21 protein-coding genes are annotated in these 23,678 nt (G+C 71.1%); 12 read left to right on the forward strand and 9 right to left on the reverse strand.

Annotation, left to right across the window (positions count from 1 at the left end):
* Positions 1-26 precede the first annotated feature (26 nt).
* The 5 genes from BLR99_RS03945 (at position 27) to BLR99_RS03965 (ending at position 7,086) form a co-directional block, all read left to right on the forward strand.
* A complete protein-coding gene (locus BLR99_RS03945; RefSeq protein WP_011796956.1) occupies positions 27-569 on the forward strand; it encodes a (2Fe-2S)-binding protein in 543 nt (180 codons plus the stop codon).
* A complete protein-coding gene (locus BLR99_RS03950) occupies positions 566-3,493 on the forward strand; it encodes a c-type cytochrome (RefSeq protein ID WP_011796955.1) in 2,928 nt (975 codons plus the stop codon). Before BLR99_RS03945 ends, BLR99_RS03950 begins: the two co-directional genes overlap by 4 nt.
* Positions 3,494-3,704: 211 nt before the next feature.
* A complete protein-coding gene (locus BLR99_RS03955) occupies positions 3,705-5,021 on the forward strand; it encodes an MFS transporter (RefSeq protein WP_011796954.1) in 1,317 nt (438 codons plus the stop codon).
* Entirely contained in the window at positions 5,021-6,595 is a 1,575-nt protein-coding gene (locus BLR99_RS03960) for a methyl-accepting chemotaxis protein (protein WP_011796953.1), read from the forward strand. The genes BLR99_RS03955 and BLR99_RS03960 overlap by 1 nt, the downstream gene beginning before the upstream one ends.
* Before the next feature lie 32 nt (positions 6,596-6,627).
* Complete coding sequence (locus BLR99_RS03965) at positions 6,628-7,086, forward strand: MarR family winged helix-turn-helix transcriptional regulator (RefSeq protein ID WP_011796952.1); 459 nt, start codon at positions 6,628-6,630, stop codon at positions 7,084-7,086.
* Positions 7,087-7,092: 6 nt separating this feature from the next.
* On the opposite strand, the gene BLR99_RS03970 is transcribed toward BLR99_RS03965, so the two are convergent.
* The 6 genes from BLR99_RS03970 to kefC form a co-directional block, all read right to left on the reverse strand.
* A complete protein-coding gene (locus BLR99_RS03970; protein WP_011796951.1) occupies positions 7,093-7,629 on the reverse strand; it encodes a cytochrome b in 537 nt (178 codons plus the stop codon).
* A gap of 99 nt (positions 7,630-7,728) precedes the next feature.
* The gene (locus tag BLR99_RS03975) at positions 7,729-8,085 is read right to left on the reverse strand and encodes a hypothetical protein (RefSeq protein WP_011796950.1); all 357 of its coding nucleotides are present in this window, start codon (positions 8,083-8,085) and stop codon (positions 7,729-7,731) included.
* Complete coding sequence (locus BLR99_RS03980; RefSeq protein ID WP_138919908.1) at positions 8,082-8,876, reverse strand: hypothetical protein; 795 nt, start codon at positions 8,874-8,876, stop codon at positions 8,082-8,084. The genes BLR99_RS03975 and BLR99_RS03980 overlap by 4 nt, the downstream gene beginning before the upstream one ends.
* The gene (locus tag BLR99_RS03985) at positions 8,873-9,997 is read right to left on the reverse strand and encodes a PepSY-associated TM helix domain-containing protein (protein ID WP_017438775.1); all 1,125 of its coding nucleotides are present in this window, start codon (positions 9,995-9,997) and stop codon (positions 8,873-8,875) included. The genes BLR99_RS03980 and BLR99_RS03985 overlap by 4 nt, the downstream gene beginning before the upstream one ends.
* A gap of 58 nt (positions 9,998-10,055) precedes the next feature.
* Positions 10,056-12,248 carry a TonB-dependent siderophore receptor gene (locus BLR99_RS03990; RefSeq protein WP_011796947.1) on the reverse strand — a complete coding sequence of 731 codons (2,193 nt, stop codon included), beginning with the start codon at positions 12,246-12,248 and terminating at the stop codon, positions 10,056-10,058.
* Positions 12,249-12,471: 223 nt separating this feature from the next.
* Positions 12,472-14,343: a glutathione-regulated potassium-efflux system protein KefC gene (kefC, locus tag BLR99_RS03995; protein ID WP_046060800.1), complete on the reverse strand. Its 1,872-nt coding sequence runs from the start codon at positions 14,341-14,343 to the stop codon at positions 12,472-12,474.
* Between the two features lie 143 nt (positions 14,344-14,486).
* On the opposite strand from kefC, the gene BLR99_RS04000 reads away from it, so the two are divergent.
* The 3 genes from BLR99_RS04000 to BLR99_RS04010 all read left to right on the forward strand — a co-directional run bounded on the left by BLR99_RS04000 (position 14,487) and on the right by BLR99_RS04010 (position 16,363).
* Complete coding sequence (locus BLR99_RS04000) at positions 14,487-15,125, forward strand: LysE family transporter (RefSeq protein WP_011796945.1); 639 nt, start codon at positions 14,487-14,489, stop codon at positions 15,123-15,125.
* A 93-nt stretch (positions 15,126-15,218) separates the two neighbouring features.
* On the forward strand, positions 15,219-15,839 hold the full coding sequence (locus tag BLR99_RS04005) for a nucleotide-binding protein (RefSeq protein ID WP_011796944.1): 621 nt from the start codon (positions 15,219-15,221) through the stop codon (positions 15,837-15,839).
* A 56-nt stretch (positions 15,840-15,895) separates the two neighbouring features.
* The gene (locus BLR99_RS04010) at positions 15,896-16,363 is read left to right on the forward strand and encodes a MaoC family dehydratase (RefSeq protein WP_011796943.1); all 468 of its coding nucleotides are present in this window, start codon (positions 15,896-15,898) and stop codon (positions 16,361-16,363) included.
* Between the two features lie 139 nt (positions 16,364-16,502).
* Here BLR99_RS04010 and BLR99_RS04015 read toward each other — a convergent pair whose 3' ends face one another.
* Positions 16,503-16,835 (reverse strand): DUF4148 domain-containing protein, encoded by a 333-nt coding sequence (locus BLR99_RS04015; RefSeq protein ID WP_011796942.1) that lies wholly within the window; start codon positions 16,833-16,835, stop codon positions 16,503-16,505.
* A 231-nt stretch (positions 16,836-17,066) separates the two neighbouring features.
* On the opposite strand from BLR99_RS04015, the gene BLR99_RS04020 reads away from it, so the two are divergent.
* Positions 17,067-18,002: a LysR family transcriptional regulator gene (locus BLR99_RS04020; protein WP_017439526.1), complete on the forward strand. Its 936-nt coding sequence runs from the start codon at positions 17,067-17,069 to the stop codon at positions 18,000-18,002.
* An 18-nt stretch (positions 18,003-18,020) separates the two neighbouring features.
* Here BLR99_RS04020 and BLR99_RS04025 read toward each other — a convergent pair whose 3' ends face one another.
* Positions 18,021-18,497, reverse strand: coding sequence for a tRNA (cytidine(34)-2'-O)-methyltransferase (locus tag BLR99_RS04025; protein ID WP_011796940.1), 477 nt, complete (start codon positions 18,495-18,497; stop codon positions 18,021-18,023).
* A gap of 119 nt (positions 18,498-18,616) precedes the next feature.
* Positions 18,617-19,333, reverse strand: coding sequence for a ComF family protein (locus tag BLR99_RS04030; RefSeq protein ID WP_046060799.1), 717 nt, complete (start codon positions 19,331-19,333; stop codon positions 18,617-18,619).
* Between the two features lie 42 nt (positions 19,334-19,375).
* On the opposite strand from BLR99_RS04030, the gene BLR99_RS04035 reads away from it, so the two are divergent.
* From BLR99_RS04035 to ctaD, 3 genes are all read left to right on the forward strand, one after another.
* A complete protein-coding gene (locus BLR99_RS04035) occupies positions 19,376-20,293 on the forward strand; it encodes a class I SAM-dependent methyltransferase (protein WP_011796938.1) in 918 nt (305 codons plus the stop codon).
* A 539-nt stretch (positions 20,294-20,832) separates the two neighbouring features.
* Positions 20,833-22,005: a cytochrome c oxidase subunit II gene (gene coxB / locus BLR99_RS04040; protein WP_011796937.1), complete on the forward strand. Its 1,173-nt coding sequence runs from the start codon at positions 20,833-20,835 to the stop codon at positions 22,003-22,005.
* A 27-nt stretch (positions 22,006-22,032) separates the two neighbouring features.
* Positions 22,033-23,676 (forward strand): cytochrome c oxidase subunit I, encoded by a 1,644-nt coding sequence (ctaD, locus tag BLR99_RS04045; RefSeq protein ID WP_011796936.1) that lies wholly within the window; start codon positions 22,033-22,035, stop codon positions 23,674-23,676.
* The last annotated feature ends 2 nt before the right edge of the window (positions 23,677-23,678 follow it).

The raw sequence follows: 23,678 nt of genomic DNA on the forward strand, positions 1-23,678 counted from the left end.
CCCTGCCGCAGCCGACAACGCATCCCATGGGAAATCCCCTCCAATCCAGCAGCCCGGCCCCCGGCCTCCGGCTGCGGGTCAACGGCCGCGCCTGCGACGTGCCCGCCGCACCCGGCACGGCACTGCTGCACGTGCTGCGCAATGACCTGGAGCTGAATGGCCCGAAGTACGGCTGCGGGCTGGGCGAGTGCGGTGCCTGCACGGTGCTGATCGACGGCGTGGCCGCGCGCTCCTGCGTGATCCCCGTGCAGGCCGCCGTGGGCCGCGAGGTGACCACGCTCGAAGGGCTCGGCTCGCGCGCATGCCCTGGCCCCACCCAGCAGGCCTTCATCGACTGCCAGGCGGCCCAGTGCGGCTATTGCCTGAACGGCATGGTCATGACCGTCGAGGCCCTGCTGCGCCGCAATCCGCACCCGTCGGAGCAGGAGGTTCGCAACGAACTGCACCACAACCTCTGCCGCTGCGGCACGCATGTGGAAATCCTGCAGGCCGCGCTGCGCGCCGCGCAACTGCGTGCGGGCGGCGCGGGCGCGGATGGCTTGCCGACCGAAGCGGAAGTGCGCCCATGAACCTGCCGGACCGTTCCATCACGCCTCTTGCGACCGAGGTTCCCGGCGCGCCCGCGGATCTGCTGCACGGGCTGGCCGTGCGGCCCGGCCGCATGGGCTGGGACGGGCTGCGCTACCAGGGCGACGCACTGGCCGATGCCCGGCTGGACGATGCGCGCGCCATGGCCGGCGTCGTGGCCACGGTGCGCATCGGGAATTTCCTGGGCGTGGTCGCCATGGCACCGGTGCATGCGCAGCAGGCAGCGGTGGCCCTGGCGCCGGTCTGGCGCGGGATGGATGCCGGTGCGAGCACACCGCTGCCCGAAGCCCCGGCGGGCGATGCGTTCGTCTGGCGACCGCCCCGCACCGATGCGCCTGCCGGCGCGCGTGCCGTCGCCTGGTGCATGGAGGGCCATGCCAGCCTGTGGCTGCCCGCCTGCGCACCGGATATACAGGCCCTGGTCGCTGGTGAAATCGCGGCGCTGCTGCAGCTGCCCGTGCAGGCTGTGCGCCTGTTCGTGCTGGACGGCGCCGCGCCGCACGCGCTGGCGTTGATGGACGCGGCGGCCGACGCGGCGCTGCTGTCCCGGGCCGTGGCCCGGCCCGTCAGCGTGGCGTGCGCGGCGGGCGTCGAGCCGTCCGCGCTGGCGCTGCAGCCAGCAGCTCTGCCCTCCATGGACACCGTCGCCGGCACCGCGTTGCGTCCGGCCGAAGGTGCTGCGCAAGCGCCAGCCCCTTTTGTTCTTTCCTCGCCTCTGCCCTGGGCCGTGCGGCCCAGTTGCGCACGCTTGCTGAGCCATTCCGATGCGGCCCGCGCAGCGGCCCTGCCCAGCGTGCAGGACGCCGGCACCGTCCAGGGCGGACGCCCTGCGCGCGGCCTCTCTCAGGCCGGGGTGGACGATCTCAATGCCGCCCAGGTGTTCGCCAGCGAAAGCCTGTGGCACGAACAGGCCCTGGAGCAGGGGCAGGATCCGCTGGACTGGCGCCTGCGGCACCTGCCCGAAGGCCCGGCGCGCGACCTGGCCACGCGCGTGGCGCGGAGCGCGCCGTGGCCGGGCGCCGGACGGGAATCCGACGGCCGCCTGCACGGCCGGGGCTTCGCGACCGCCTGCATGCAGACCCTCGACCCCGAAGGGCGGGACAGCGTGGTCTGGAGCGCCTGGGTCGCCGAGGTGGCCGTGCATCCGCAGACCGGCGAGATCGAAGTCACCCGCGTGGTCGCGGGCCACGACAGCCAGCACCTGCGGGAAGCGCAGGGCGCCGGCGTGCATACGCAGATCGTGGAGCAGGACGCGCACTGGCTGGCCGGCGCGCGCCGGCTGCTGGGCGCGCCGCCCGCCTTCGATGGCTGGCGCAGCCCTGCAGGCGCAGCCCCCACCGATGCGCCGACGTTACGCGGTGCGCTCGCGGCCGACGCTGCGGGCGACGGCACGGTCGTCCGCCATGGCCAGCTGGACCTGGACGGCGTGGCCACCCTGCCCGCCGCCGCCGCGATCGCCAATGCCATCCGCCATGCCACGGGTGTGCGCCTGCGCGAAGTGCCCTTCCAGACCGAGCCGCTGCGCCTCGCGCTGGCCGGCGAGGCAGGTGCGGGCGCACAATCCCCGCGCAGCACGCTGCGCCGCGGCCTGGGCTGGATTGCGGCCGGTGCCGCGGGCATCGCGGGCCTGGCCGCCATGGCGTGGCCGATGAAGCCGGCGTTGCCGCTCACCGACGGGCCCGATGCATCGCTCTACTCGCAGCAGGCCATCGAGCGCGGCCGCCTGGTCGCGGCGGCCGGCGACTGCGTCGTCTGCCACACCGCGCCGGGTGGCGCCCCGAACGCGGGCGGCCTGGGCCTGGAGACGCCGTTCGGCACCATCTACTCGACCAACATCACGCCCGACGAAGAAACCGGCATCGGCCGCTGGTCCTACGCGGCCTTCGAGCGCGCCATGCGCCAGGGCATCCACCAGGACGGCCGACAGCTCTATCCGGCCTTCCCGTACACGGCCTTCGCCAAACTCAGCGACGGCGACCTGCAGGCGCTCTACGGCTACCTGATGTCCCGGCCTGCCGTGCAGGCCCGGCCGCCCGAAACGCGGCTGCCTTTTCCCTACAGCCTGCGCCCGGCCATGGCCGGCTGGAACCTGCTGTTCCACGATGCCACGCCCTTCCGCGCCGATCCGGCCCGCAGCGCCGAATGGAACCGGGGCGCCTACCTGGTGGAAGGCGCGGGCCACTGCGCGGCCTGCCACTCGCCGCGCAACGCGCTGGGCGCCGAGAAGGGCGGCATCCATTACCTCGGCGGCGGCGAGGCCGAGGGCTGGAGCGCACCCGCCCTCGACCGGTTGGCCGACGGCCCCCGGCCCTGGAGCCGCGAGTCGCTCTACCAGTACCTGCGCGCGGGGTTCTCCGCGCGCCACGGCGTGGCCGCCGGCCCCATGGCTCCCGTGATCCACGGTCTGGCCGAACTGCCCGATACCGATGTGCGCGCCATCGCCACCTACCTGCTGGAGCTGCCCGGCCGGGCGCCGCAGGCCGCCCCGGCCCCGGAGCCCGCGCCAGTCGCCGTACCGGCGGCGGCCGCAGCGGTGCCGGTGCCCGCGCGCACCCTGGACCGCCACGCCAACGGCGAGCGCATCTACCAGAACGCCTGCGCCGTCTGCCACGAGGCCGGCAGCGGCCCGACCCTCTTCGGCGCCAAGCCGCAGCTGGCGCTCAACACCAACCTGCATGCCGCCACGCCGGACAACCTGGTCCAGGTCATCCTCCACGGCATACAGCAACCCGCCAACGACGCACTGGGCTACATGCCGGGCTTCGGCGACAGCCTGGACGACCGGCAGATCACCGACCTGCTCGGCTACCTGCGCGCCCGGTTCGCACCGGAGGAAAAAGCGTGGCCGCACGACACGGACACGGTCCGCCGGCTGCGTGCCACGGCGCACGCGGGCGCGCCATGACCGCATGACCCGGTGAGCGCGTGCCGCGGTACGCGGGGCCGCGGACAAGAAGAGGAAAGCGGGAGGAAGGTTTTTCGCGATCGGCCCCTTCGGGTGGCGCCGGAGGGTTCGATCGCGCCAGGGGTTTCTGTCATGGCGCGTGCCGGCACGGCGGCGCGACCTGGCGGAAGGGGCACATCAACAGCTAGCGGTGACGACCACAGGAGTTCCCATGTCATCTTCATTCGTTTCGGTGGAAAAAGGCATCCAGACAGCGGGTGTCGGCCGGTTCCAGTACCGGCTCTTCGTGATCTTCGGCCTGGTCTGGCTGGCCGACGCCATGCAGGTGCTGTCCATCGGCTTCAGCGCGCCGTCCATCGCCAAGACCTTCGGCAAGACGGTGCCCGAGGCGCTGCAGACCGGCACCTTCTTCTTCATCGGCATGCTGATCGGCGCCTTCGTCTTCGGCCGCCTGGCCGACCGCATCGGGCGCCGCCCGGTGCTCATGATGGCGGTGGTCATCGATGCCTGCGCGGGCGTGGCGTCGGCCTTCGCGCCCGAATTCGCCTGGCTGCTGGTGCTGCGCTTCATCACCGGCATCGGCGTGGGCGGCACGCTGCCCGTGGACTACACCATGATGGCCGAGTTCCTGCCCAGCGACCGCCGCGGGCGCTGGTTGGTGCTGCTGGAGTCGTTCTGGGCCGTGGGCACCATCTTCCTGGCCATCCTGGCCCTGGTGGCCGTCTCCTGGGGCAACGACGCCTGGCGCGTGATCTTCTTCGTGACCGGCATTCCGGCACTCGTGGGCGTGGTGCTGCGGTTCTACATTCCCGAATCCCCCATGTACCTCAACCGCAGCGGCAAGTCCGAGCAGGCGCGCCAGGTGCTCGAGCGCGTGGCCAAGGTCAACGGCAACACCACCCCCATCCCGCCGCTGCAGCCCGAGAAGCAGGAGCGCAAGTCGCTGTTCGCGCTGTTCTCGGCCGAGCTGCGCCGCCGCAGCCTGGCGCTGTTCCTGGCCTGGGCACTGATCTCCATCGCCTACTACGGCGTCTTCGTCTATCTGCCGGTGAAGCTCAGCAGCGAAGGCTTCGCATTCATGCGCGGCCAGGTCTTCCTGGTGGTTCTGGCCCTGGTGCAATTGCCCGGCTTCGCGCTCTCGGCCTACGGCGTGGAGCGCTGGGGTCGCAAGCCCACGCTGATCGGCTTCCTGCTGCTGAGTGCCGTGGGCTGCATGCTCTACAGCCTGGGCTCGTCGCCGTTCGTGGTGATCGGCTCCACCCTGCTCATGAGCTTCTCGCTGCTGGGCACCTGGGGCGCGCTCTACGCCTTCACCCCCGAGGTCTATCCCACCGACCTGCGCGCCAGCGGCATGGGCATGGCGGGCGCCGTCGCGCGCTTCGGCGGCCTGTTCGCCCCGGCCATCATCGCGCCCATCATGGCCACGCACTTCACGCTGGCCCTGGCCGTGCTGTCCGCCATGCTCGCGGGGGGCGCGCTGTCGATCTGGGCGGTGGACGTGGAATCGCGCAACCGCGCGCTCGACTGATGTCGGCCCTGGTACCTGCCGGCGGGGCGGATGCAGCCCTGCGCGAGGACGAATACCTCATCACGCGGACCGACATCGAGGGCCGCATGGTGTACGTGAACGCGGCCTTCGCCGAGCGCAGCGGCTACGAATCCGGGGAGCTGCTCGGGCAGCCCGCCAGCATGATGTACGCGCCCGACACGCCGCCCGAGTTGAGCGCCGACCTGTGGCGCACCGTCAAGGCCCACGGTGCCTGGACCGGCGTGATGCGCCACCGCTGCAAGGACGGCAGCTGCTTCTGGGCGCAGGCCACGATCACGCGCACGATGCAGGACGGCCGGCACGTGGGCCATACCACCGTGCGCACCCGGGCCGGCGAGCAGGAAGTGGCGCGGATGCGCCGCTTCAACGCCGCCCGGCAGCGCGGGGCGGTCGCGCTCCACACGCTGCGCGAAGGGCGGCTCGCCCTGCGCGGCATCGGCGGACTGCTGCGCCTCGTGGCGGCGCCCACCCTCGCGTCGCGATTGGCGCTCGCCCAGGCGGCCAATGCCGTGGTGGTCTGCCTGGCCGCGGCGCAGTGGCTCGGCGCCCGGGATGCCGTGCCCCCCGCCGCCATCGCGATCTGCGTGGTGTCGCTGGCCCTCGGCGCCGCCCTGGAGATGGCCCGGCGGCGCATCCGACGACCCGTGGGCCGCCTGCTGGCACACGCGCGCGGCATCGGCGCGGGCGACCTCACGTGGCCGGCGGCGCCGGACACGGGCGCGGACGACGAGGTGGCACGCCTCGGCGCCAGCATGGACGTCATGCAGAAAAGCCTGGCCAGCCTGGTGCGCGACCTGCGCGAGGGCGTGAGGACGGTCGATGGCGCGGCCAGCGAAATCTCCGACGCCAACATGGACCTGGCGGCGCGCACGGAACAGACCGCTTCCGCCATCGAGCAGGCGGTGGGGCGCATGCACGACCTGAGCGACGCGGTGCACCGCAATGCCACCCATGCGGACCGGACGCACCGGCTGGCCGCCTCGTCCCGCGACGCCGCCGAACAGGGGCGCGAGCTGGTGCGGCAGGTGATCGACGGCATGGGCGACATTGCACGCAGCACCGCGGGCATTTCCGACATCTCCTCGATGATCGAGGGCATCGCCTTCCAGACCAACATCCTCGCGCTCAACGCGGCCGTCGAGGCGGCGCGCGCGGGCACCCACGGCCGCGGGTTCGCGGTGGTGGCCGCCGAAGTGCGCAGCCTCGCCCAGCGCAGCTCGGAAGCGGTCCGGCAGATCAGCCAGTTGCTGGACGTCTCCCGGGGCCATGTCGCCAGCGGGGAGCGGCTGGCCCAGGCCGCGGGCGGCAGCATCGACGAGATCGTGCGCCTCGCCTCCCAGGTGCTGGCCACCGTGGGCGAGATGTCCCAGGCCTCCCAAAGCCAGCACGAGGAGATCACGCGCATCAACGGCGTCATCGGGCGGATCGACGATGCCGTCCGGCAGAACTCCGCCATGGTGGAACAGGCGGCTGCCGCCGCGGCTTCCCTGGCGGACCAGAGCCGCAGGCTCGACCACTCCGTCTCGCTGTTCAGGACCGGTGCCGCCCATTAAGGCTTGCAGCGCGCGCTACCTACAATTCGCGCATGCCAGACAAGACCGCGACCGAGGATGAGGAATATGTGTTCTCCGAACAGGTGGGGCACCTGCTGCGCCGCGTCTATCAGCGGCACACGGCGCTGTTCCAGCAGTACATCCCGGACTCCCAGCTGACGGCCGCCCAGTTCGTGGTGCTGTGCTCCCTCCATGACCAGGGCAGCAGTTCCCTGGCCGAGGTGGTGAAGGCCACCGTCATCGACCAGGCCACGATCCGCGGCGTGGTGGACCGGCTGAAGCAGCGCGGCCTGATCAGCGTGGACCACGACCGCGTGGACCGGCGCAAGGTGGTGATCGAACTCACCGACGAGGGCCGCGACCTCGTGCGCACCATGCAGCCGTTCGCGCGCAGGATCACCCAGAGCACCTATGGCAAGCTCAATCCCGCGGAACGGCTGGCGCTGGATTTCCTGCTGCGCAAGATGCTGGAAAGCAGCGAGGACGAATAGTCCGGATCACCCCATCCGCCGCAGTGCGTTGTCGCGGCGCACCAAGGCGTGCCAGAGCGCGGCGGCGATGTGCAGGCCGATCACCCAGTAGAAGGCGGTGCCGAGCCATTCGTGCGCGGCCTCCAGGGTGCGGGAGAGTTCCTTGTCGACCCAGGCGGCGGGCCAGGGGATGGCGGCGGACGTGAACGGCAGGCCGATGCCGCGGCCACCCACGAGGCGGCAGGCCATGCCCAGCAGCGGCTGCGCCACGAGAAACGCATAGAGCAGCGCATGCCCCAGGTGCGCGCCGATGCGCAGCAGCGCCGGCAGCGGTGGCGCGATCGGCGGCTGCGGCGATCGCCAGCGCGCGACCAGCCGCGGCGCCACGAGCAGCAGCACCAGCATGCCGAGCAGGAAATGCGACTCCACCATCAGCAGCCGCGCATCGCTGCCGCGTTCGAACGCCTGCCGCAGATTGATCGTGGCGTAGGCGAGCGCGACGAGCACGAACATCACCCAGTGCAGGATGCGCAGGGTCGCTGAATACTTCCGGGCTGGCGTCATCGGGGGCCTCTCCAGGGCGTTCCCGCAGGCCGGTCCCGCGGGTGGCACAGTGTGCCACGGCGTGGAATCCGCCGGAACGGCCGCACGGCGCCGGCGTGCTCAGCCCTGCAGCACCTTCGCGGCGAGCCCCAGGGCGCAACCCGCGACACCCGCCATGCCCAACCGGCCCGCCCAGCGCCGGCTGCCGTGCGGCCACTGGTTCATGGCGAGCGTGAAGCCCCAGCCCGTCACCATCCACGATGCCGGAACGAGAGCCGTGGCCGCCGCGGGGCCGAACGCCGCCACGGTGGCCGCGACCTGCAGTGCCAGCGTGAGCACCAGCATCACCACGGTGCCGCGCCGCGTCGTGGCGCTGGCCGCGCCGTCGCCCCAGGCCCGCGTCGGCACGGCGCGGGCCCAGGCATGGAGGCCTGCCAGCGAGGCCAGCATGGCGCAGCCGGTCAGCCATGCATTCATCCGGCGCCCTCCAGGGCATGGGCATCGGGCTGCCCGCGCTGCCGCGCCGCGTGCAGCGCATGCACGGCGGCCAGCGCGCACAGGGCCGCGGCCACCCACCAGTGCGCCAGCCCGGCCCGCGCCGCGAGCGCGGCGTAGCACAGCGCCGCCAGCATCCACAGCGCCGCGCCGGTGCGCGGCAGCCAGGAGCGGACAGTGGCCGCCGGCAGCACGACGAAGCAGGCCAGCAGGAGCCCCAGCATGCCCGCGGGCCGCGCCGGCCCGGGCGCCGCCAGATGGGCGACGCGGAAGCACTCCAGCGCGAGCGTGCCCGCGAGCCAGAAGGGCCAGTGGGCTGCCGCGGCGCGCAGGCGGCGGCGCCGAGACCTCGCCCCCGGGTGCGGATGGTTCGCCGACCGTGCGTGCGCCGCTGCCCGCGCGGGGCGCGCGGCCTGCACCCGCCCGGGCCCGATGGCCATCGCCACGCCGGCGCAGCCCAGGCCCAGCGCGAGCAGGCCGGCGAACACCGCCGGGCCCATCGGCGCGCCGAGCGCCCAGCCCGTGGCTCCCGCGATCGCGAGCAGCAGCCCCGCCGCCGCGAGTGCCGTGCGCCACAGCCGGGCCGTGCCGCGCGCCAGCGCGGCCAGCAGTGCCGAGGCCAGGATCCACCCGCCGATCAGCGTCCAGTCCGCCCAGGGCGGGCGGTGCGCGAGCGGCTCCAGGCCCGCGGGCGGCAGCAGGTGCAGCAGCAGCGCCGCCGCCAGGGCGGCGGGCACGGTGGCGTGCAGGGCGAGGTAGAACCGGAGCATCACGCGTGGGGTGGGGCGGGCATGCGCTGGCGCCGGCCGTCCAGCCAGATCAGCGTGCCCGTGATCGACAGGAACGCGGGCGTGAGGCCCAGCAGGAAATAGAGGCATTTCAGCGGCAGCCCGCCGAAATCGCCGAAGTGCAGCGGCTCCATGAGCGCGTTCACCATCGACCAGAACCCCGCGGTGCGCGGATCGTGCACCTGCCGGATGCGGCCGCCGGCCCCCTCGAAATCCACGTGCGCGGTGCTGGCCAGATGCCCCTGCAGGTTGCCGGTGAAGCGGACCTGCCCCTCCGGTGTGCCCCATTGCCGCAGCGACAGCGTGGTGGCCTCGAAGCCCGGCAGCGCCTGCCGGGCGGCGGCATGCAGTGCGTCCAGCGACGGCATGGGAACTGCTGGAACCAGGGCCGCGCGGGCGGGTGCCGGTGCCGGCGCCATGGCCACGCGTGCCGGGGCAGGGCCGGTGGCGATGTAGCGCCAGCCCTGCTCGAACAGCGGCGCCAGTCCCAGCCACGCGCCCGTACCAGCGATCAGGATATGGAAGCCCAGGCCCCAGATGCCCGCGGACTTGTGCAGGTCCGACGTCACCACGCGCAGGCTGCGGCCCCAGCGCTGGGTGAACAGCTCCGCGAGGATCTTGCGGTGGATGACGATGCCGGTCGCGATCAGCACCAGCATCGCCACGCCGAGGAAGCCGACGATCCAGCGCGGCCCGAAGAACAGGAACACGTGCAGCATGCGCAGGGTCTGGCCTAGCTGGCTGTTCACCGGGCCCACCACCGCGCCGGTGTCGGCGCGCAGGGCCACCTTGGTGCGCTGGGCCCCCGGCGCGCCGGGCGTGCGCAGAAACGCGAAGTACGCCGGGCGGTCCGCGTCCGGCAATTGGATCGTCTCGGCCGTGGCCTCCGGGTAGCGGGCCCGCAGGTGCGAGAGCACCGTGTCGAGCGGCGCGGGCTGCGCCGCGCGCGGCAATTGGGCGAGCGACGGATTGGCCCAGAGGTCGATCTCGTTCTTGAACACCACCACCGCGCCCGAGAAGCACACGACGAACAGCAGCAGGCCCGTGACGATGCCCGCCCACGCGTGGAGCGTGAGCAGGCGGTGCATCGTGCGCTGGCTGGTCATGGGCGTGCCGGCTGGCCGTGCGGCGGGAGGGCGCCGCGCAGGGCGGGAGCGTCAGGCGTCAGAAGAAGTACGTCAGGCCTACGCTGAAGTTGCGCGGCAGCGAGGGCGAGACGACGTTGGCGTTGATCGCGCCGTCGTAGTAGGCCCGGTCGAACACGTTCTTCACGCCGGCCGTGATGCGGTAGCTGGGCCCGGTGTAGCCGACGGACAAATCCACCACCGTGTAGGCGGGCAGGGAGAACGGATAGGAGCCGACCTGCCGGGTCACGTGGCGGGCGCCCGCGCCCAGCGTGAGCTGCGGCATCTGCGGCAGCTGGTAGGTGGCCCACAGGGCGAACGTGCTGCGCGGCGTCAGGTTGAGCGGCTTGCCGACGATGGCGGCATTGTTGTCGCGCGTGACCTCCGAGTCGGTGTAGGTGTAGGCGCCCGTGAGCTTCCAGTGGCGCTGCAGCTCGGCGCCCACTTCCAGCTCCAGCCCGCGCGCGCGCTGCGTTCCGGTCTGCACCTGGAACGTGGCGTTCACCGGGTCGGCGGTGGTGACGTTGCTGCGCTTCAGGTCGAACAGGGCCAGCGAACCGGTGACGCTGCGGTCGGGAGCTTCGTACTTCAGGCCGGTTTCCCACTGCTTGCCGGTTTCGGGAACGAACGGCGCGCCCGAGAAGCTGGTGCCCGACACGGGCAGGAACGATTCGCCGTAGCTCGCGTAGGCGGCCCAGCCGGGCACGAACTCGTACACCACGCCGGCGGACAGCGTGGTGGCGGAGTCCTTCTGCCGTGTCTTCTCCCGCGCGATGCGGTCATCGATGGTGTTGGTGGACCAGTCGCGGCGCAGGCCGGCCAGGACGGTCCACTGCGGCGTGAGCCTGATCTGGTCCTGCGCGTAGAGACCCGCCACGGTGAGCCGCTCCGGCGCGTCGATCGTCAGCCCCGCGGGGCAGCGCGCCGCCACGCCGTACACCGGGTTGAACAGGTCCATCGGCGCGATGCTGCAGGTGCGGCGGCCCAGCCAGCTCTTGCCGGTGCGCGCGTCCAGCCCGGCCACCAGCTGGTGCTGCACGCCGAGGGCCGCGAACTTCGCCAGCACCGAGGTGTCGGTGGCCAGCATCTCGTCGTCCATGTACTGGCGCGTGGCGGTGCGGTTCTGCAGGCGCTGGTTCGATTGCAGCGTGGAGTTGGCGACGAGGTTGCCGGTGCCGCCCTCGGTCTCGTAGCGCACGTTCTGGCGCAGCGTGAGCGCGGGCGAGAAGCGGTGCTCCAGCGCGTAGCCCAGCGACTTGGTCTCGATGTCGTATCCGCCGAAGCTGGGGTCGCCCGTGTAGAGCGTGCGCCGCACCGGGCCGTTGCGGTTGGGCAGCACCGTGCCGTAGGGCGTGACGCCCTGCTGGCGCATCCACTGGCTCTGGTTGTAGGTGGCGAACACCACCAGGTCGGTCTGCGGCCCTAAGTCCAGCGACAGCGAGGGCGCGATCCAGCGGTCGCGGCGGTAGATGAAATCGGTCGGGTCGTCGCTGTTGGCCACCTGCGCGTTGATGCGGAAGGCCGCCTTGCCGGATTCGTTCAGCGGCCGGTTCAGGTCTGCCTGCAGCGTGCGCTGTCCGAAGCTGCCCACCTCCACGCCCACCTCGGTGAGCGCCTCGCGCCTGGGCCGCTTGCTCACCGCGTTGACGATGCCGCCGGGCTGCACCTGGCCGTAGAGCACCGATGCCGCACCCTTGAGCACCTCGAAACGCTCGTAGCCGTAGGGGTTCAGGCGTGTCCACATGCCGACGCTCTGCACCAGCCCGTCGATCAGCACGGATTCGGTGGAGCGGAAGCCGCGGATGTTGAGGTCGTCCACGCCGCGGCGGCCGAAGTTCACGGGGCTCACGCCCGCCACGGTCTGCAGCGCCTGCTGCAGGTTGGTGATCTGGCGCGACTCCATCTGCTCGCGCGTCACCACGCCGACCGACTGCGGCGTCTCCAGCCGGCGCATCGGCATCTTGCCGGCCGTCTGGGCTTCGGTCGGAGCGAAGCCCACGTCCTTCTCGGTGCCGGCGTTGATGCGCACTTCCTGCAATTGCGCGGGAGACTGCGCGGTGCCGTCCACAGCGGTGCCGGACTGGGCGAACGCGGCCTGCGACAGGCAGAGCGCCAGCGGGGTCAGGGCGTGGCGGCCCAGGCGGAGCGCAGGGAGGGTGGAGCGGGCAGGACGGCGCGGCAAAGCCAGGGCGGCGGCGCGCTGAAACGCTGCGCCGGGACGGAGGTGGATCATGGAACGGCGGAAAAAAAGATGCCGCACCGGCGCGGGAAGGATCCCGGAATCCCGTGTGGCATCGGAGCTATGAATTTTTTGAGAATAATTCGTATTTAAATTCATGTAAAGGCGGTCGAGCACGATTTTTCGCAGCCTGCGGGGCTGGGCCGTGGCCTTTTTTCCATGCGCTGGGCAGGCCGAGCCGCGGCCTGCGGTTCCGGCCCGGGCCTTTCAGGGGACTTCAGTGCCTGCCCGGCGGCAGGCCCCCACCTTGCTCCGATTGCGCCGCGGCAGCGGCGATTTCCTGCCGCTCCTTGGCCATCTGTTCCACCAGTTGCTGGCGGCCCTGCTGGGCCACGGCGATCATTTTCGCGCGGTCCTTGTGGTGGGGGTACATGCGGTCGGCCAGGGCGATGTTGTGGTGGCGGAAGCGGTTCGCCAGCGCCTCGGCCTGCGCGGCGGGCATGCCCATCACCTCCAGCACGGTGCGCGCGGTCTTCAGGCTGGACTCGAACACCTCGCGCTCGACCCGCGTCACGCCCAGGTCGCGCAGCGCATTCCAGTGCGTCACGTCGCGCGCGCGGGCCACGATCTGCAGCTGCGGAAAATGCTTGCGCGCGATCTTCACGATCTTGAGCGACTGCTCGGTGTCGTCCACCGCCACCACCAGCACGCGCGCCTGCGCCGCGCCCGCGATGCGCAGCAGGTCCAGCCGCGTGGCGTCGCCGTAGAACACGCGGTAGCCGAAGGTGTGCGCCACCTCCAGCATGTCCACGCTGTGGTCCAGCACCGTGGCCGGCACGCCCTGCGCCAGCATCATGCGCGCCACGATCTGCCCGTACCGGCCGAAGCCCGCGATGATCACCGGCGCTTCCTGCGGCTCGGAGATCTCCTCCACGTCCGGCGGTGGCTCGGTGCCCAGGCGCGCATGGCGCCGCAGCAGCACGCGGTCGAGCGCGGTGAGCAGCAGCGGGCTGAGCAGCATCGACAGCGCCACCGCGCCGATGAGCAGCGAGGACGTCTCGGCCGGGATGGCCCCCGCGCCCGCGGCCGTCTGGAACACCACGAACGCGAACTCGCCCCCCTGCGCCAGCAGCAGCGTGAACACCGGCCGCTCCTGGTAGGCCATGCCCGTGGCGCGCGCGAGCGTGTGGATCACCACCGCCTTCACGGCAAGGAAGCCGAACAGCAGCGCCAGCATGGTCCAGGGCGAGCGCATCAGCACGCCGAAGTCGATGGTCATGCCCACGGCCATGAAGAACAGGCCCAGCAGCAGGCCCTTGAACGGCTCCAGGTCGGTTTCCAGCTCGCGGCGGTATTCGCTCTCGGCCAGCAGCACGCCGGCGAGGAAGGCGCCCAGCGCCATCGACAGGCCCACGGCCAGCATCAGCATGGCCGTGGCGACCACCAGCAGCAGCGCCGCGGCCGTGAAGATCTCCGGCGTGCGGCTGCGCGCGATCCAGCGCAGCAGCGGGCGCAGCAGCAGGCGCCCGCCCAGCACGATCCCGCCCACCACGCCGACGATCTTCGCGGCCTCCAGCGCCAGGCCGCTGGCCGTGTGGGGCTGCGCCGCGCCGCCCGCGCCCTCCGCGCCGGCGGCCAGCAGCGGCAGCAGCGCGAGGATGGGGATGGCCGCCACGTCCTGGAAGAGCAGGATCGAGAACGCCTTCTGCCCGCTGTCCGTGCGCATCAGGTTGCGCTCGGCCAGCACCTGCAGCGCGATCGCGGTGGACGACAGCGCCAGCCCCAGCGCCCCGACCAGCGCCACGCGCCACGGCAGCCCGCAGGCCCAGGCCACCGCCCACAGCAGGGCCGCGCAGCCCAGCACCTGCGCGCTGCCGAGCCCGAAGATCGGCCGCCGCAGGCTCCAGAGGCGGCTCGGCTGCAGCTCCAGCCCCACGAGGAACAGCATCAGCACCACGCCGAACTCGGCGAAATGCAGGATGTCCTGCACATTGCTCACCAGGCCCAGGCCCCACGGGCCGATGGCAATGCCGGCCGCGAGATAGCCGATGATGGCGCCGAGCCCGAGTGCGCGCGCGACGGGCACTGCCAGTACGGCGGCGCCGAGGTAGAGGAATCCGTAGGTGAGCCAGGTGGGTGCGTGGGCCATGGACGCGGTGTCGGCAGCGGCAGGGACGAGGAGGGGGAGGCGGAAGAGGGGGCGCCGGCGCATTGTGCCCGTTAACATGCTCCACCGTGTCGGCGGCCATGCCGGCGCGGCATCCCCTTTCCATTTTCTCCTGCTGCCTTCCCATGGACTTCCACACCTGGCTCGCCTTCGCCGCCGCCGCCTGCCTCATCGCCCTCTCGCCCGGCTCGGGGGCCGTGCTGTCCATGAGCCACGGGCTGGCCTACGGCGTGCGCCGCACGGGCGCGACCATCCTCGGCCTGCAGCTGGGCCTGCTGCTCGTGCTGGTGATCGCCGGTGCCGGCGTGGGCTCGCTGCTGCTGGCGTCCGAGACCGCGTTCAGCGCGGTGAAGGTGATGGGCGCGTGCTACCTGATCTATCTCGGGTTCACCCAGTGGCGCGCGGGCGGCGCCTCGGTGTTCGGCGACGAAGGGGCCGCCCCCGCCGCCTCCTGGCGCCGCCGCTGCGCCGCCGGCTTCCTCACCAACGCCACCAACCCCAAGGGCATCATCTTCATGGTCGCGGTGCTGCCGCAGTTCCTGACGGAGTCGCGGCCCCTGTGGACGCAACTGCTCGCGCTGGGCGCCACCATGGTCGTGGTGGACCTCACCGTCATGCACGGCTATGCCGCCAGCGCCAGCGCGCTGCGGCGGCTGCTGCGCAGCCCCCGGGCGGTACGCAACCAGAACCGCGTCTTCGGCGGCCTGCTCATGGCCGTGGGCGCCGGGCTGTTCTTCGTGCGGCGCGGCGGGCAGCACGCCTGACGGCGCCGAATTGGCCGAAGACGGTTTGCGCCGTCACGCCGTGGCGCTACCATCGGCGTCCCGTCGAACGAGTTCGCCATCGAGGAGTCGCACATGCCCGTGATCGCAGTGGCAAACCCCAAAGGGGGTGTCGGCAAGTCCACGCTAGCCATGAACGTGGCCGGCTATTTCGCGAGCCAGGGGCATGCCGTCGCCCTCGGCGACCTGGACCCCCAGCAGTCGTCCCGCCTCTGGCGCAGCCTCCGGCCGCCGGCCGCGCGCCCCATCGCCGACTGGGAAACGCCCGCCGGCGCCGTGCCGCGCCCCCCGCGCGACGCCACCCATGCGGTGCTGGACACCCCGGCCGGCCTGCACGGCGCGCCGCTCAAGGAGGTACTCAAGCTTGCCGACAAGGTGGTGGTGCCGCTGCAGCCCAGCGTCTTCGACATCTTCGCCACCCGCAGCTTCCTCGACGAACTGGCGGCCCACCGGCAGGCTGCGTCCACGCGGATCGGCATCGTCGGCATGCGCGTGGACGCGCGCACCATCGCAGCCGACAAGCTGCAGGCGTTCGTGGAGGGGCTGGGGCTGCCCGTGCTGGGCATGCTGCGCGACACCCAGAACTACATCCACCTCGCGGCGCAGGGCCTGTCGCTCTTCGACGTCTCGCCCGGCCGGGTCGCGCGCGACCTGGAGCAGTGGAAGCCCATCTGCGACTGGCTCTCCGGCGACTGACGCGCTGTCGCCGGGCCGACACGCCGCGGCACGGCCCGCGCACTACAGTGCGGAGCATGAAGAAGACCTTTCATTCGTATTCCGAACTGGCGGCCTGCGTCGGCAGCGAGGTGGCCGTCACCGAATGGATCACCGTCACGCAGGAGCAGGTGAACCGGTTCGCCGAAGCCACGGGCGACCACCAGTGGATCCACGTCGATCCGGAGCGTGCCGCGCAAGGGCCTTTCGGCGGGCCCATCGCCCATGGCTTCCTGACGCTGTCGCTGCTGCCGCGCTTCTTCGAGGCGGCCTTCGATATCGAGGGCGCGCGCATGGGCGTCAATTACGGTCTCAACCGCGTGCGCTTCATGTCGCCCGTGCCCGTCGGCAGCCGGTTGCGGGCACGGCTCACGCTGCAGGCCTGCGAGCCCGCGCCGCCCGATGGCGTGCAGATGACCTGGCAGGCCACGATCGAGCGCGAGGGCGCCGACAAGCCCGTGTGCGTGGCCGAATCCCTCACCCGCAACTACGGCGCGAAGCCCTGACCGCCTGCACGCCGGCCCGCCCGCACGGGCACCGTGCGGGCGTGGAAAAGCCCGCCGGGCGGAAGCCATGGGCGGGCTGCGGGGGGCGTGCGGTGCTCGCGCGTCCCGTCGCCAGGACGCGGGGCCACCGCGGAGCGGCTCAATGGTCGCCGGTGACGATCTCGTGCGAACGGGCGGCCGCGATGGCTTCGGCGCGCACCTGTTCGCGGGTCACCACCTGGGTATCGCCGCCGGCAGCGCCGGACAGGGCCAGCGGAGCGGGTACGTCGCTCCAGTCGCCGCCGCGCGGCATCGTGCCGTTCTGGCGGGCGGCCACCAGATCGGCGATCACGGCCTCGCGCGTCAGCGTGCTGGGGGTGTCGTTCACGGCCGGGTAGTTGTTCCAGTCGCCCTGGATGCCGGTGTCGGCCTGGGCGGAGAAGGCGCTCAGGGCGAGCAGGGCTGCGGCAATGGCAAGAGGCTTGCGGTTCATGGTGTGGTCCTTTCAGGCGGTCTGTCCGTGCGTCGGGGAATGTCCGGGCAAGGCCGGCTTGCTGCGCGAAGGCGCGGCGCCGGTCTTGTCCTGCCTCGGTGAGCCCGACGGGTCGCTCATCGATGGGTTCGACTGTACGCAGGGTTAACCCCCGGAAAAACAGCATCTGCGGCAATGATTAATTCATGAAATTGAAATAATCTGAGTTCATGAACCCACTTCATTGCGATCATGGATAGATTGCTCACCATGCGCGTTTTCCAGTCCGTGGCGGACGAGGGGGGCTTCGCCGCTGCCGCGCGGGCGCTCGACCTGTCGCCCGCCACCGTCACCCGGCTGGTGGCCGACCTCGAGGACCACATCGGCACCCGGCTGTTGCAGCGGACCACCCGCAAGGTGTCGCTCACGGAAGCGGGAGAGGCCTACCTGCTGCGGGTGCGCAGCATCCTGGCCGACGTGGACGAGGCCTTCGCCGTCGCCCAGGCGCACACGTCCGAGATCGCGGGGGTGCTGCGCCTGCTCGCGCCTCCGGCACTGGCCGTGCACATCCTTGCCCCGCTGGTTTCGGGTTTCCGCCAGGCCCATCCGCGGGTCACGCTGGAGATCCACGTCGATTCCTCGCTCGACCCGCCCATCGGCGACTACGACATCACCCTGCTCGGAGCGGACGAGCGCTTCAACGCGAACATCATCGCCCGGCCCATCGTCTCGCTCGACGGCATCGTCTGCGCCTCGCCCGAATACCTGCGCGCGCACGGCATTCCGCAGCTACCCGAAGACCTGAAGCACCACCAGTGCCTGCTGCGTCGCCGCTCCGAAACGCGACCCGGCGTGATGCGCCTGCTCGAAGGCGGCGACGAAAGCCGGGCGGTGGAGGTCGCTGTGCAGCCCGTGTGCGTGTCCAACCACATCGACACGCTGCTGCGCGCCACGCTCGACGGGGCGGGCATCAGTTCGCAGCCGCTCGACCTGACGGCGCCTTATCTGCGCAGCGGACGGCTCGTGCGCGTGCTGGAGCCCTGGACCACGGGGCGTTTCACGCTGTATGCGGCGCTGCCCAGCCGCAAGTTCATGCCCGCGCGCACCCGGGCCTTCCTGGACTTCCTGGGACAGCGCACGCGGCGCTCCATCGAAGAGGCCATGCGGACACCCGCGGCCCAGGGGTAGGACCGTGCGAAGAAGGCGTCAGGCCGGCTCGGGCAGGGCGAAGCCGTTCTGCCGCCAGGCCTCGTACACCGTCACGGCGACGGCATTCGACAGGTTGAGGCTGCGCTGGCCCGGGAGCATCGGCAGGCGCAGTCGCTGGGCGGGGGGGAAGGCGTCCCGCAGTTCCGGCGGCAACCCGCGGCTTTCAGCCCCGAACACGAACCAGTCGCCCGGCAGGAACAGGCTCTCATAGACCGTGTGCACGCCGTGCGTGGTCATGGCGAACACGCGCTCGGGATTGGGCTGGGCGTCGCGCAGGAACGCCGTCCAGCCTGCGTGCTGCCGGACTTCCGCGTACTCGTGGTAGTCCAGGCCCGCGCGCTTCATGAGCTTGTCTTCCATGGAGAAGCCCAGCGGTTCCACCAGATGCAGGATGCAGCCCGTGTTCGCGGCGAGCCGGATCACATTGCCGGTATTGGGTGGAATTTCCGGCTCGACGAGGACGATGTGGAACATGGAACCTATTGTGGGCCGCGCGGCCCGGGCGTCTCCGCATGCTGCACAGCAGATTGCAAAAAAGTGTATCGATGGCGCCGCGCGGTGCCGCACGCGGTGGCCCGGGCCGCTCCAGCCCTTCAGCCCGTGCGCGCCAGCACCACCGCGTCCACCCGTGCGGCACCGGCCTGCAGCAGCACGCGGGCGGCGGCATGCAGCGTCGCGCCGGTGGTCATCACGTCGTCCACCAGCACGATGCCTTGGCCCTGCACCCGTGCGGCGCGGTCCGGCGCCACGGCGAACACCCCGTCCAGATTGCGCAGCCGCCCGGCGCGCGACAGGCTGCTCTGCGCCGGCGCGGCGCGCAGGCGCACCAGGGTGCGCACGTCGCAGCGGTGCGGCGAGAGGGCCGCCGCCAGCAGCGCCGACTGGTTGAAGCCGCGCTCGCGCAGCCGCTCCGGGGCCAGCGGGACCGGCATCACCGCGTCCGCCGCATCGAGCAGTGGCTCCGCCCAGGGCGCCGCGCGCGCCAGCAGGGCCAGGCTGGCGGCCCAGCCCGGGTCGGAGCGGAATTTGAATTCGGCCAGCGCGTCCGACCAGGGGTAGCCGTAGTCCACCGCGGCGACGCAGGCCGACAGGGGCGGGGGGGCGCGCAGGCATTCCCCGCATTGGCGCACGCTCGCAGGCACGGGCAGGGCGCAGGTCGCGCACCGGTGGCGCGGCTGGGCGAAGCGCTCGGCGCAGGCATCGCACACGCGGCGCGCCGGCCAGGCATGGCAGACCGCGCACTGGCTGGGCACGGACCGGACGGCGGCGGCGAGCCCGTCCGATATCCCCGAGAACCACTGCTTCCACATGGCATCAATATACTGCCCGACCCGCTTCCCGCCCCCCACCCGATGTCCGCGCCCCCCGACCGCCAGCTTCCCCCCACCATCGACCCGGCCGCCGCCGCGCGCTGGCATGCGGCCGCGCCCGCTGCCTCCCCGTGGCTGCACGAGGAGGTCGCGCGCCGCATGGAAGACCGGCTGCAGTGGATCCGGCAGGCGCCCGCGGCCTGGGCCGACTGGGACCCGGTGCGCGGCGGCCTGCAGGGGCACGGCCTGGTGGCCCGCCGCTACCCCGGGGCCGTGGCGTGGATCGCCGAGACCGCCCCGGAGCACCTGCCGGCGGCACGCGAGGCGCTCGTGCGGCCCTGGTGGAGCCCCGGGCGCTGGGCGTCCGGTGCGCCGCGGTTCGGCCTGCCGCCCGACGGCGGAGTGCAGATGCTCTGGGCCAACATGGCGCTGCACCTCGCGGCCGATCCGCAGGCGCTGATCGCCCGCTGGCACCGCGCGCTGGCCGTGGACGGCTACCTGATGTTCTCGTGCCTGGGGCCCGACACCGTGCGCGAGCTGCACGCGCTCCACGCGGCCCTGGGGTGGCCGCCCGCGGGGCACGCCATGACCGACATGCACGACTGGGGCGACATGCTGGTCCAGCAGGGCTTCGCGGAGCCGGTGATGGACATGGAGCGCATCACCCTGACCTTCGCCACGCCCGCGCGGCTGCTGCAGGAGTTGCGCGAACTCGGCCGCAACTTCCACCCCGCGCGCTTTCCCGCGCTGCGGGGCCGCGCCTGGCGCGACCGGCTCGAGCAGGCGCTGGCCGAACGCCTCGCCAGCCCTGAACACGGCGGCCAGCTCGCGCTCACCTTCGAGATCATCTACGGCCACGCCTTCAAACCGGCGCCGCGGCTCAAGGTGAGCGAAAGCAGCGCGGTCTCGCTGCAGGACATGCGTGCCATGCTGCGCCAGGGGCGCACGCCCGGGCCCTGAAGGCGGGCTCCGCCCGGCGCCGCCCCGCGCGGCGGGTTTTCCCGGGCGGATACGGCCCGTGACCCGAATCCACCGCAAGCTACAATTTGCGGGCTATGGGACTGGCCGGCCCGTGCGCAGCATGCACGGGCCACGCACCCCGCGCCGCGCACCTGCCCGAGTGCGTGGCGCCTTCGCGCGCCATCGCCAGGCCGGTCTGTCGCACGGCCGCCTCCGTCCTTCTCATGGTTTGTACTGGGCCGGGCCGCGGATGGCGCCCGCGCTATTGCAATCGCGCCACGGGGACGGCATGCTGCGCCATGCACGGCTGGCCGCCTCGCGGGGCAGCGGGCTGGTGCAGGCAAGGACAGGAGAGAGACACCCGCGCGGCGCTGCCGGCACCGCGCGTTCGATCACGCCGGGTTCGTGCGGAACCCGGGGCGCCGTGGCCAGGGGCCGCTGCGCCCTGGCTGTCGGAATCCGCATGCCCCCGGGTGCCGCCCGACCCCACGCGGGCGCGCCCTGGGGAAAGGGTTAATTGAGGCTGAGAAGTGAGAACTATGAAGAAAAGCATTTCCAACCCGCTGCCTTCGTTGCTGCTGCTGTGCGGAGCATGGGTGGGGGGCGCCGCGCAGGCGGTGCAGGACCTTCCCGGCGGCCCGGCCGTGCGCCAGCTCAATCTCGCGCCCCCGGTCACGCGCATCGCCGAGGAGCAGCATTTCCTGCACTGGATGATGCTCGTCATCTGCACGCTGATCTTCGTGGGCGTGTTCTCGGTGATGTTCTATTCCATCTGGAAGCACCGCAAGTCGCAGGGCGCCAAGCCCGCCAACTTCCACGAGTCCGTCACGGTCGAGGTGATCTGGACCATCGTTCCCTTCATCATCGTGATCCTCATGGCCCTGCCGGCCACCAAGGTGCTCGTCGCCCAGAAGGACACCACCAACGCCGACCTCACGGTGAAGGTCACCGGCTACCAGTGGAAGTGGGGCTACGACTACATCAACGGCGAGGGCCAGGGCCTGGCCTACATCTCCACGCTCGACAACAGCCACCGCCGGCTCTCCGACAGCGGCAGGGTCGCCGACGCGCCGCCGGACTACCTGCTCAAGGTGGACAACCCCCTGGTCGTGCCCGTGGGCAAGAAGGTGCGCGTGATCACCACCGCCAACGACGTCATCCATTCGTTCATGGTGCCGGCCTTCGGCATCAAGCAGGACGCGATCCCCGGCTTCGTGCGCGACACCTGGTTCCGCGCCGACAAGGTCGGCGACTACTACGGGCAGTGCGCCGAGCTCTGCGGCAAGGAGCACGCCTACATGCCCATCCACGTGAAGGTGCTCTCCGCGGCCGACTACACCCAGTGGGTCGCCGCCGAGAAGAAGAAGGCCGCCGCCAAGGCCGACGATCCCAACAAGGTCTGGACGCTGACCGACATCGTGGCCCGCGGCGAGAAGGTCTATGCCGCCAACTGCGCCGCCTGCCACCAGCCCAACGGCAAGGGCGCCGGCCCCATCAAGCCCCTCGACGGCTCGGCCATCGTGAAGGACGAGGACCACACCAGGCAGATCCAGATCGTGCTCAAGGGCGCGGCAGGCGGCGCCATGCCCTCCTGGGCGCAACTGAGCGACACCGACCTCGCGGCCGTGGTCAGCTACACGAAGAACGCCTGGTCCAACAAGACCGGCCAGATCGTCCAGCCCGCGGAAATCGTGGCCCAGCGCGGCAAGTGAGACAGCTAAAGCATTGAGGAACCCGACATGAGCGCAGTTCTCGACCCCACCGGGCATGCCGCCGGCCATGACCACGGCGGCCACGACCACGACCATGCACACCATGGCCCGACCGGCTGGCGCCGCTGGGTGTTCGCCACCAACCACAAGGACATCGGCACGCTGTACCTGCTGTTCTCGTTCACCATGCTGATGATCGGCGGCATCCTGGCGCTGCTGATCCGCGCCGAGCTGTTTCAGCCCGGCCTGCAGATCGTGAACCCCGAGCTCTTCAACCAGCTCACCACCATGCACGGTCTCATCATGGTGTTCGGGGCCATCATGCCGGCCTTCGTGGGCTTCGCGAACTGGATGATCCCGCTGCAGATCGGCGCATCCGACATGGCCTTCGCGCGCATGAACAACTTCAGCTTCTGGCTGATGATCCCGGCCGCGCTGATGCTGGTCAGCTCGTTCTTCATGCCCGGCGGCGCCCCCGCCGCGGGCTGGACGCTCTACGCGCCGCTCACGCTGCAGATGGGCCCCTCCATGGATGCCGGCATCTTCGCCATGCACATCCTGGGCGCCTCGTCCATCATGGGCTCGATCAACATCATCGTGACCATCCTGAACATGCGCGCGCCGGGCATGACGCTCATGAAGATGCCCATGTTCTGCTGGACCTGGCTCATCACCGCCTACCTGCTGATCGCCGTCATGCCCGTGCTGGCCGGCGCCATCACCATGACGCTGACCGACCGGCACTTCGGCACCAGCTTCTTCAACCCGGCAGGCGGCGGCGACCCGGTGATGTACCAGCACATCTTCTGGTTCTTCGGCCACCCCGAGGTGTACATCATGATCCTGCCGGCGTTCGGCATCATCAGCCAGATCGTGCCGGCCTTCAGCCGCAAGAAGCTCTTCGGCTACGCCTCCATGGTGTACGCCACCTCGTCCATCGCCATCCTGTCGTTCATCGTGTGGGCGCACCACATGTTCACCACGGGCATGCCGGTCACGGGCCAGCTGTTCTTCATGTACGCCACCATGCTGATCTCCGTGCCCACGGCCGTGAAGATCTTCAACTGGATCGCCACCATGTGGCGCGGCTCCATGACCTTCGAGACGCCCATGCTGTTCGCCGTGGGCTTCATCTTCGTGTTCACCATGGGCGGCTTCACCGGCCTCATCCTGTCGATGGCGCCCATCGACATCCAGCTGCAGGACACCTACTACGTGGTGGCCCACTTCCACTACGTGCTGGTGGCCGGCTCGCTGTTCTCCATGTTCGCGGCCTACTACTACTGGGCCCCGAAATGGACGGGCGTGATGTATTCGGAGCGCCGCGGCCAGATCCACTTCTGGGGCTCGCTCATCACCTTCAACATCACCTTCTTCCCGATGCACTTCCTGGGGCTGGCCGGCATGCCGCGCCGCTATGCCGACTACCCCATGCAGTTCGCCGACTTCAACATGGTGGCCTCCATCGGGGCCTTCGGTTTCGGGCTGATGCAGGTGTATTTCTTCCTCGCCGTCGTGCTGCCCGCCATGCGCGGCAAGGGCGAGCCCGCACCGCAGCGCCCGTGGGAAGCGGCCGAGGGCCTGGAGTGGGAAGTGCCGTCGCCCGCGCCGTTCCACACCTACGAAACCCCGCCCAGGCTCGACGCATCCGCCACGCGCGTGATCGGCTGACG

Source organism: Paracidovorax citrulli, from assembly GCF_900100305.1.
In the GTDB taxonomy this organism is placed as follows: Bacteria; Pseudomonadota; Gammaproteobacteria; order Burkholderiales; family Burkholderiaceae_C; genus Paracidovorax; species Paracidovorax citrulli.

Bases quoted from the DNA above. Each gene is read 5' to 3' on its own strand.
- BLR99_RS03945 (WP_011796956.1), top strand. From the start codon at position 27: ATGGGAAATCCCCTCCAATCCAGCAGCCCGGCCCCCGGCCTCCGGCTG.
- BLR99_RS03950 (WP_011796955.1), top strand. From the start codon at position 566: ATGAACCTGCCGGACCGTTCCATCACGCCTCTTGCGACCGAGGTTCCC.
- BLR99_RS03955 (WP_011796954.1), top strand. From the start codon at position 3,705: ATGTCATCTTCATTCGTTTCGGTGGAAAAAGGCATCCAGACAGCGGGT.
- BLR99_RS03960 (WP_011796953.1), top strand. From the start codon at position 5,021: ATGTCGGCCCTGGTACCTGCCGGCGGGGCGGATGCAGCCCTGCGCGAG.
- BLR99_RS03965 (WP_011796952.1), top strand. From the start codon at position 6,628: ATGCCAGACAAGACCGCGACCGAGGATGAGGAATATGTGTTCTCCGAA.
- BLR99_RS03970 (WP_011796951.1), bottom strand. From the start codon at position 7,629: ATGACGCCAGCCCGGAAGTATTCAGCGACCCTGCGCATCCTGCACTGG.
- BLR99_RS03975 (WP_011796950.1), bottom strand. From the start codon at position 8,085: ATGAATGCATGGCTGACCGGCTGCGCCATGCTGGCCTCGCTGGCAGGC.
- BLR99_RS03985 (WP_017438775.1), bottom strand. From the start codon at position 9,997: ATGACCAGCCAGCGCACGATGCACCGCCTGCTCACGCTCCACGCGTGG.
- BLR99_RS03990 (WP_011796947.1), bottom strand. From the start codon at position 12,248: ATGATCCACCTCCGTCCCGGCGCAGCGTTTCAGCGCGCCGCCGCCCTG.
- kefC (WP_046060800.1), bottom strand. From the start codon at position 14,343: ATGGCCCACGCACCCACCTGGCTCACCTACGGATTCCTCTACCTCGGC.
- BLR99_RS04000 (WP_011796945.1), top strand. From the start codon at position 14,487: ATGGACTTCCACACCTGGCTCGCCTTCGCCGCCGCCGCCTGCCTCATC.
- BLR99_RS04005 (WP_011796944.1), top strand. From the start codon at position 15,219: ATGCCCGTGATCGCAGTGGCAAACCCCAAAGGGGGTGTCGGCAAGTCC.
- BLR99_RS04010 (WP_011796943.1), top strand. From the start codon at position 15,896: ATGAAGAAGACCTTTCATTCGTATTCCGAACTGGCGGCCTGCGTCGGC.
- BLR99_RS04015 (WP_011796942.1), bottom strand. From the start codon at position 16,835: ATGAACCGCAAGCCTCTTGCCATTGCCGCAGCCCTGCTCGCCCTGAGC.
- BLR99_RS04020 (WP_017439526.1), top strand. From the start codon at position 17,067: ATGGATAGATTGCTCACCATGCGCGTTTTCCAGTCCGTGGCGGACGAG.
- BLR99_RS04025 (WP_011796940.1), bottom strand. From the start codon at position 18,497: ATGTTCCACATCGTCCTCGTCGAGCCGGAAATTCCACCCAATACCGGC.
- BLR99_RS04030 (WP_046060799.1), bottom strand. From the start codon at position 19,333: ATGTGGAAGCAGTGGTTCTCGGGGATATCGGACGGGCTCGCCGCCGCC.
- BLR99_RS04035 (WP_011796938.1), top strand. From the start codon at position 19,376: ATGTCCGCGCCCCCCGACCGCCAGCTTCCCCCCACCATCGACCCGGCC.
- coxB (WP_011796937.1), top strand. From the start codon at position 20,833: ATGAAGAAAAGCATTTCCAACCCGCTGCCTTCGTTGCTGCTGCTGTGC.
- ctaD (WP_011796936.1), top strand. From the start codon at position 22,033: ATGAGCGCAGTTCTCGACCCCACCGGGCATGCCGCCGGCCATGACCAC.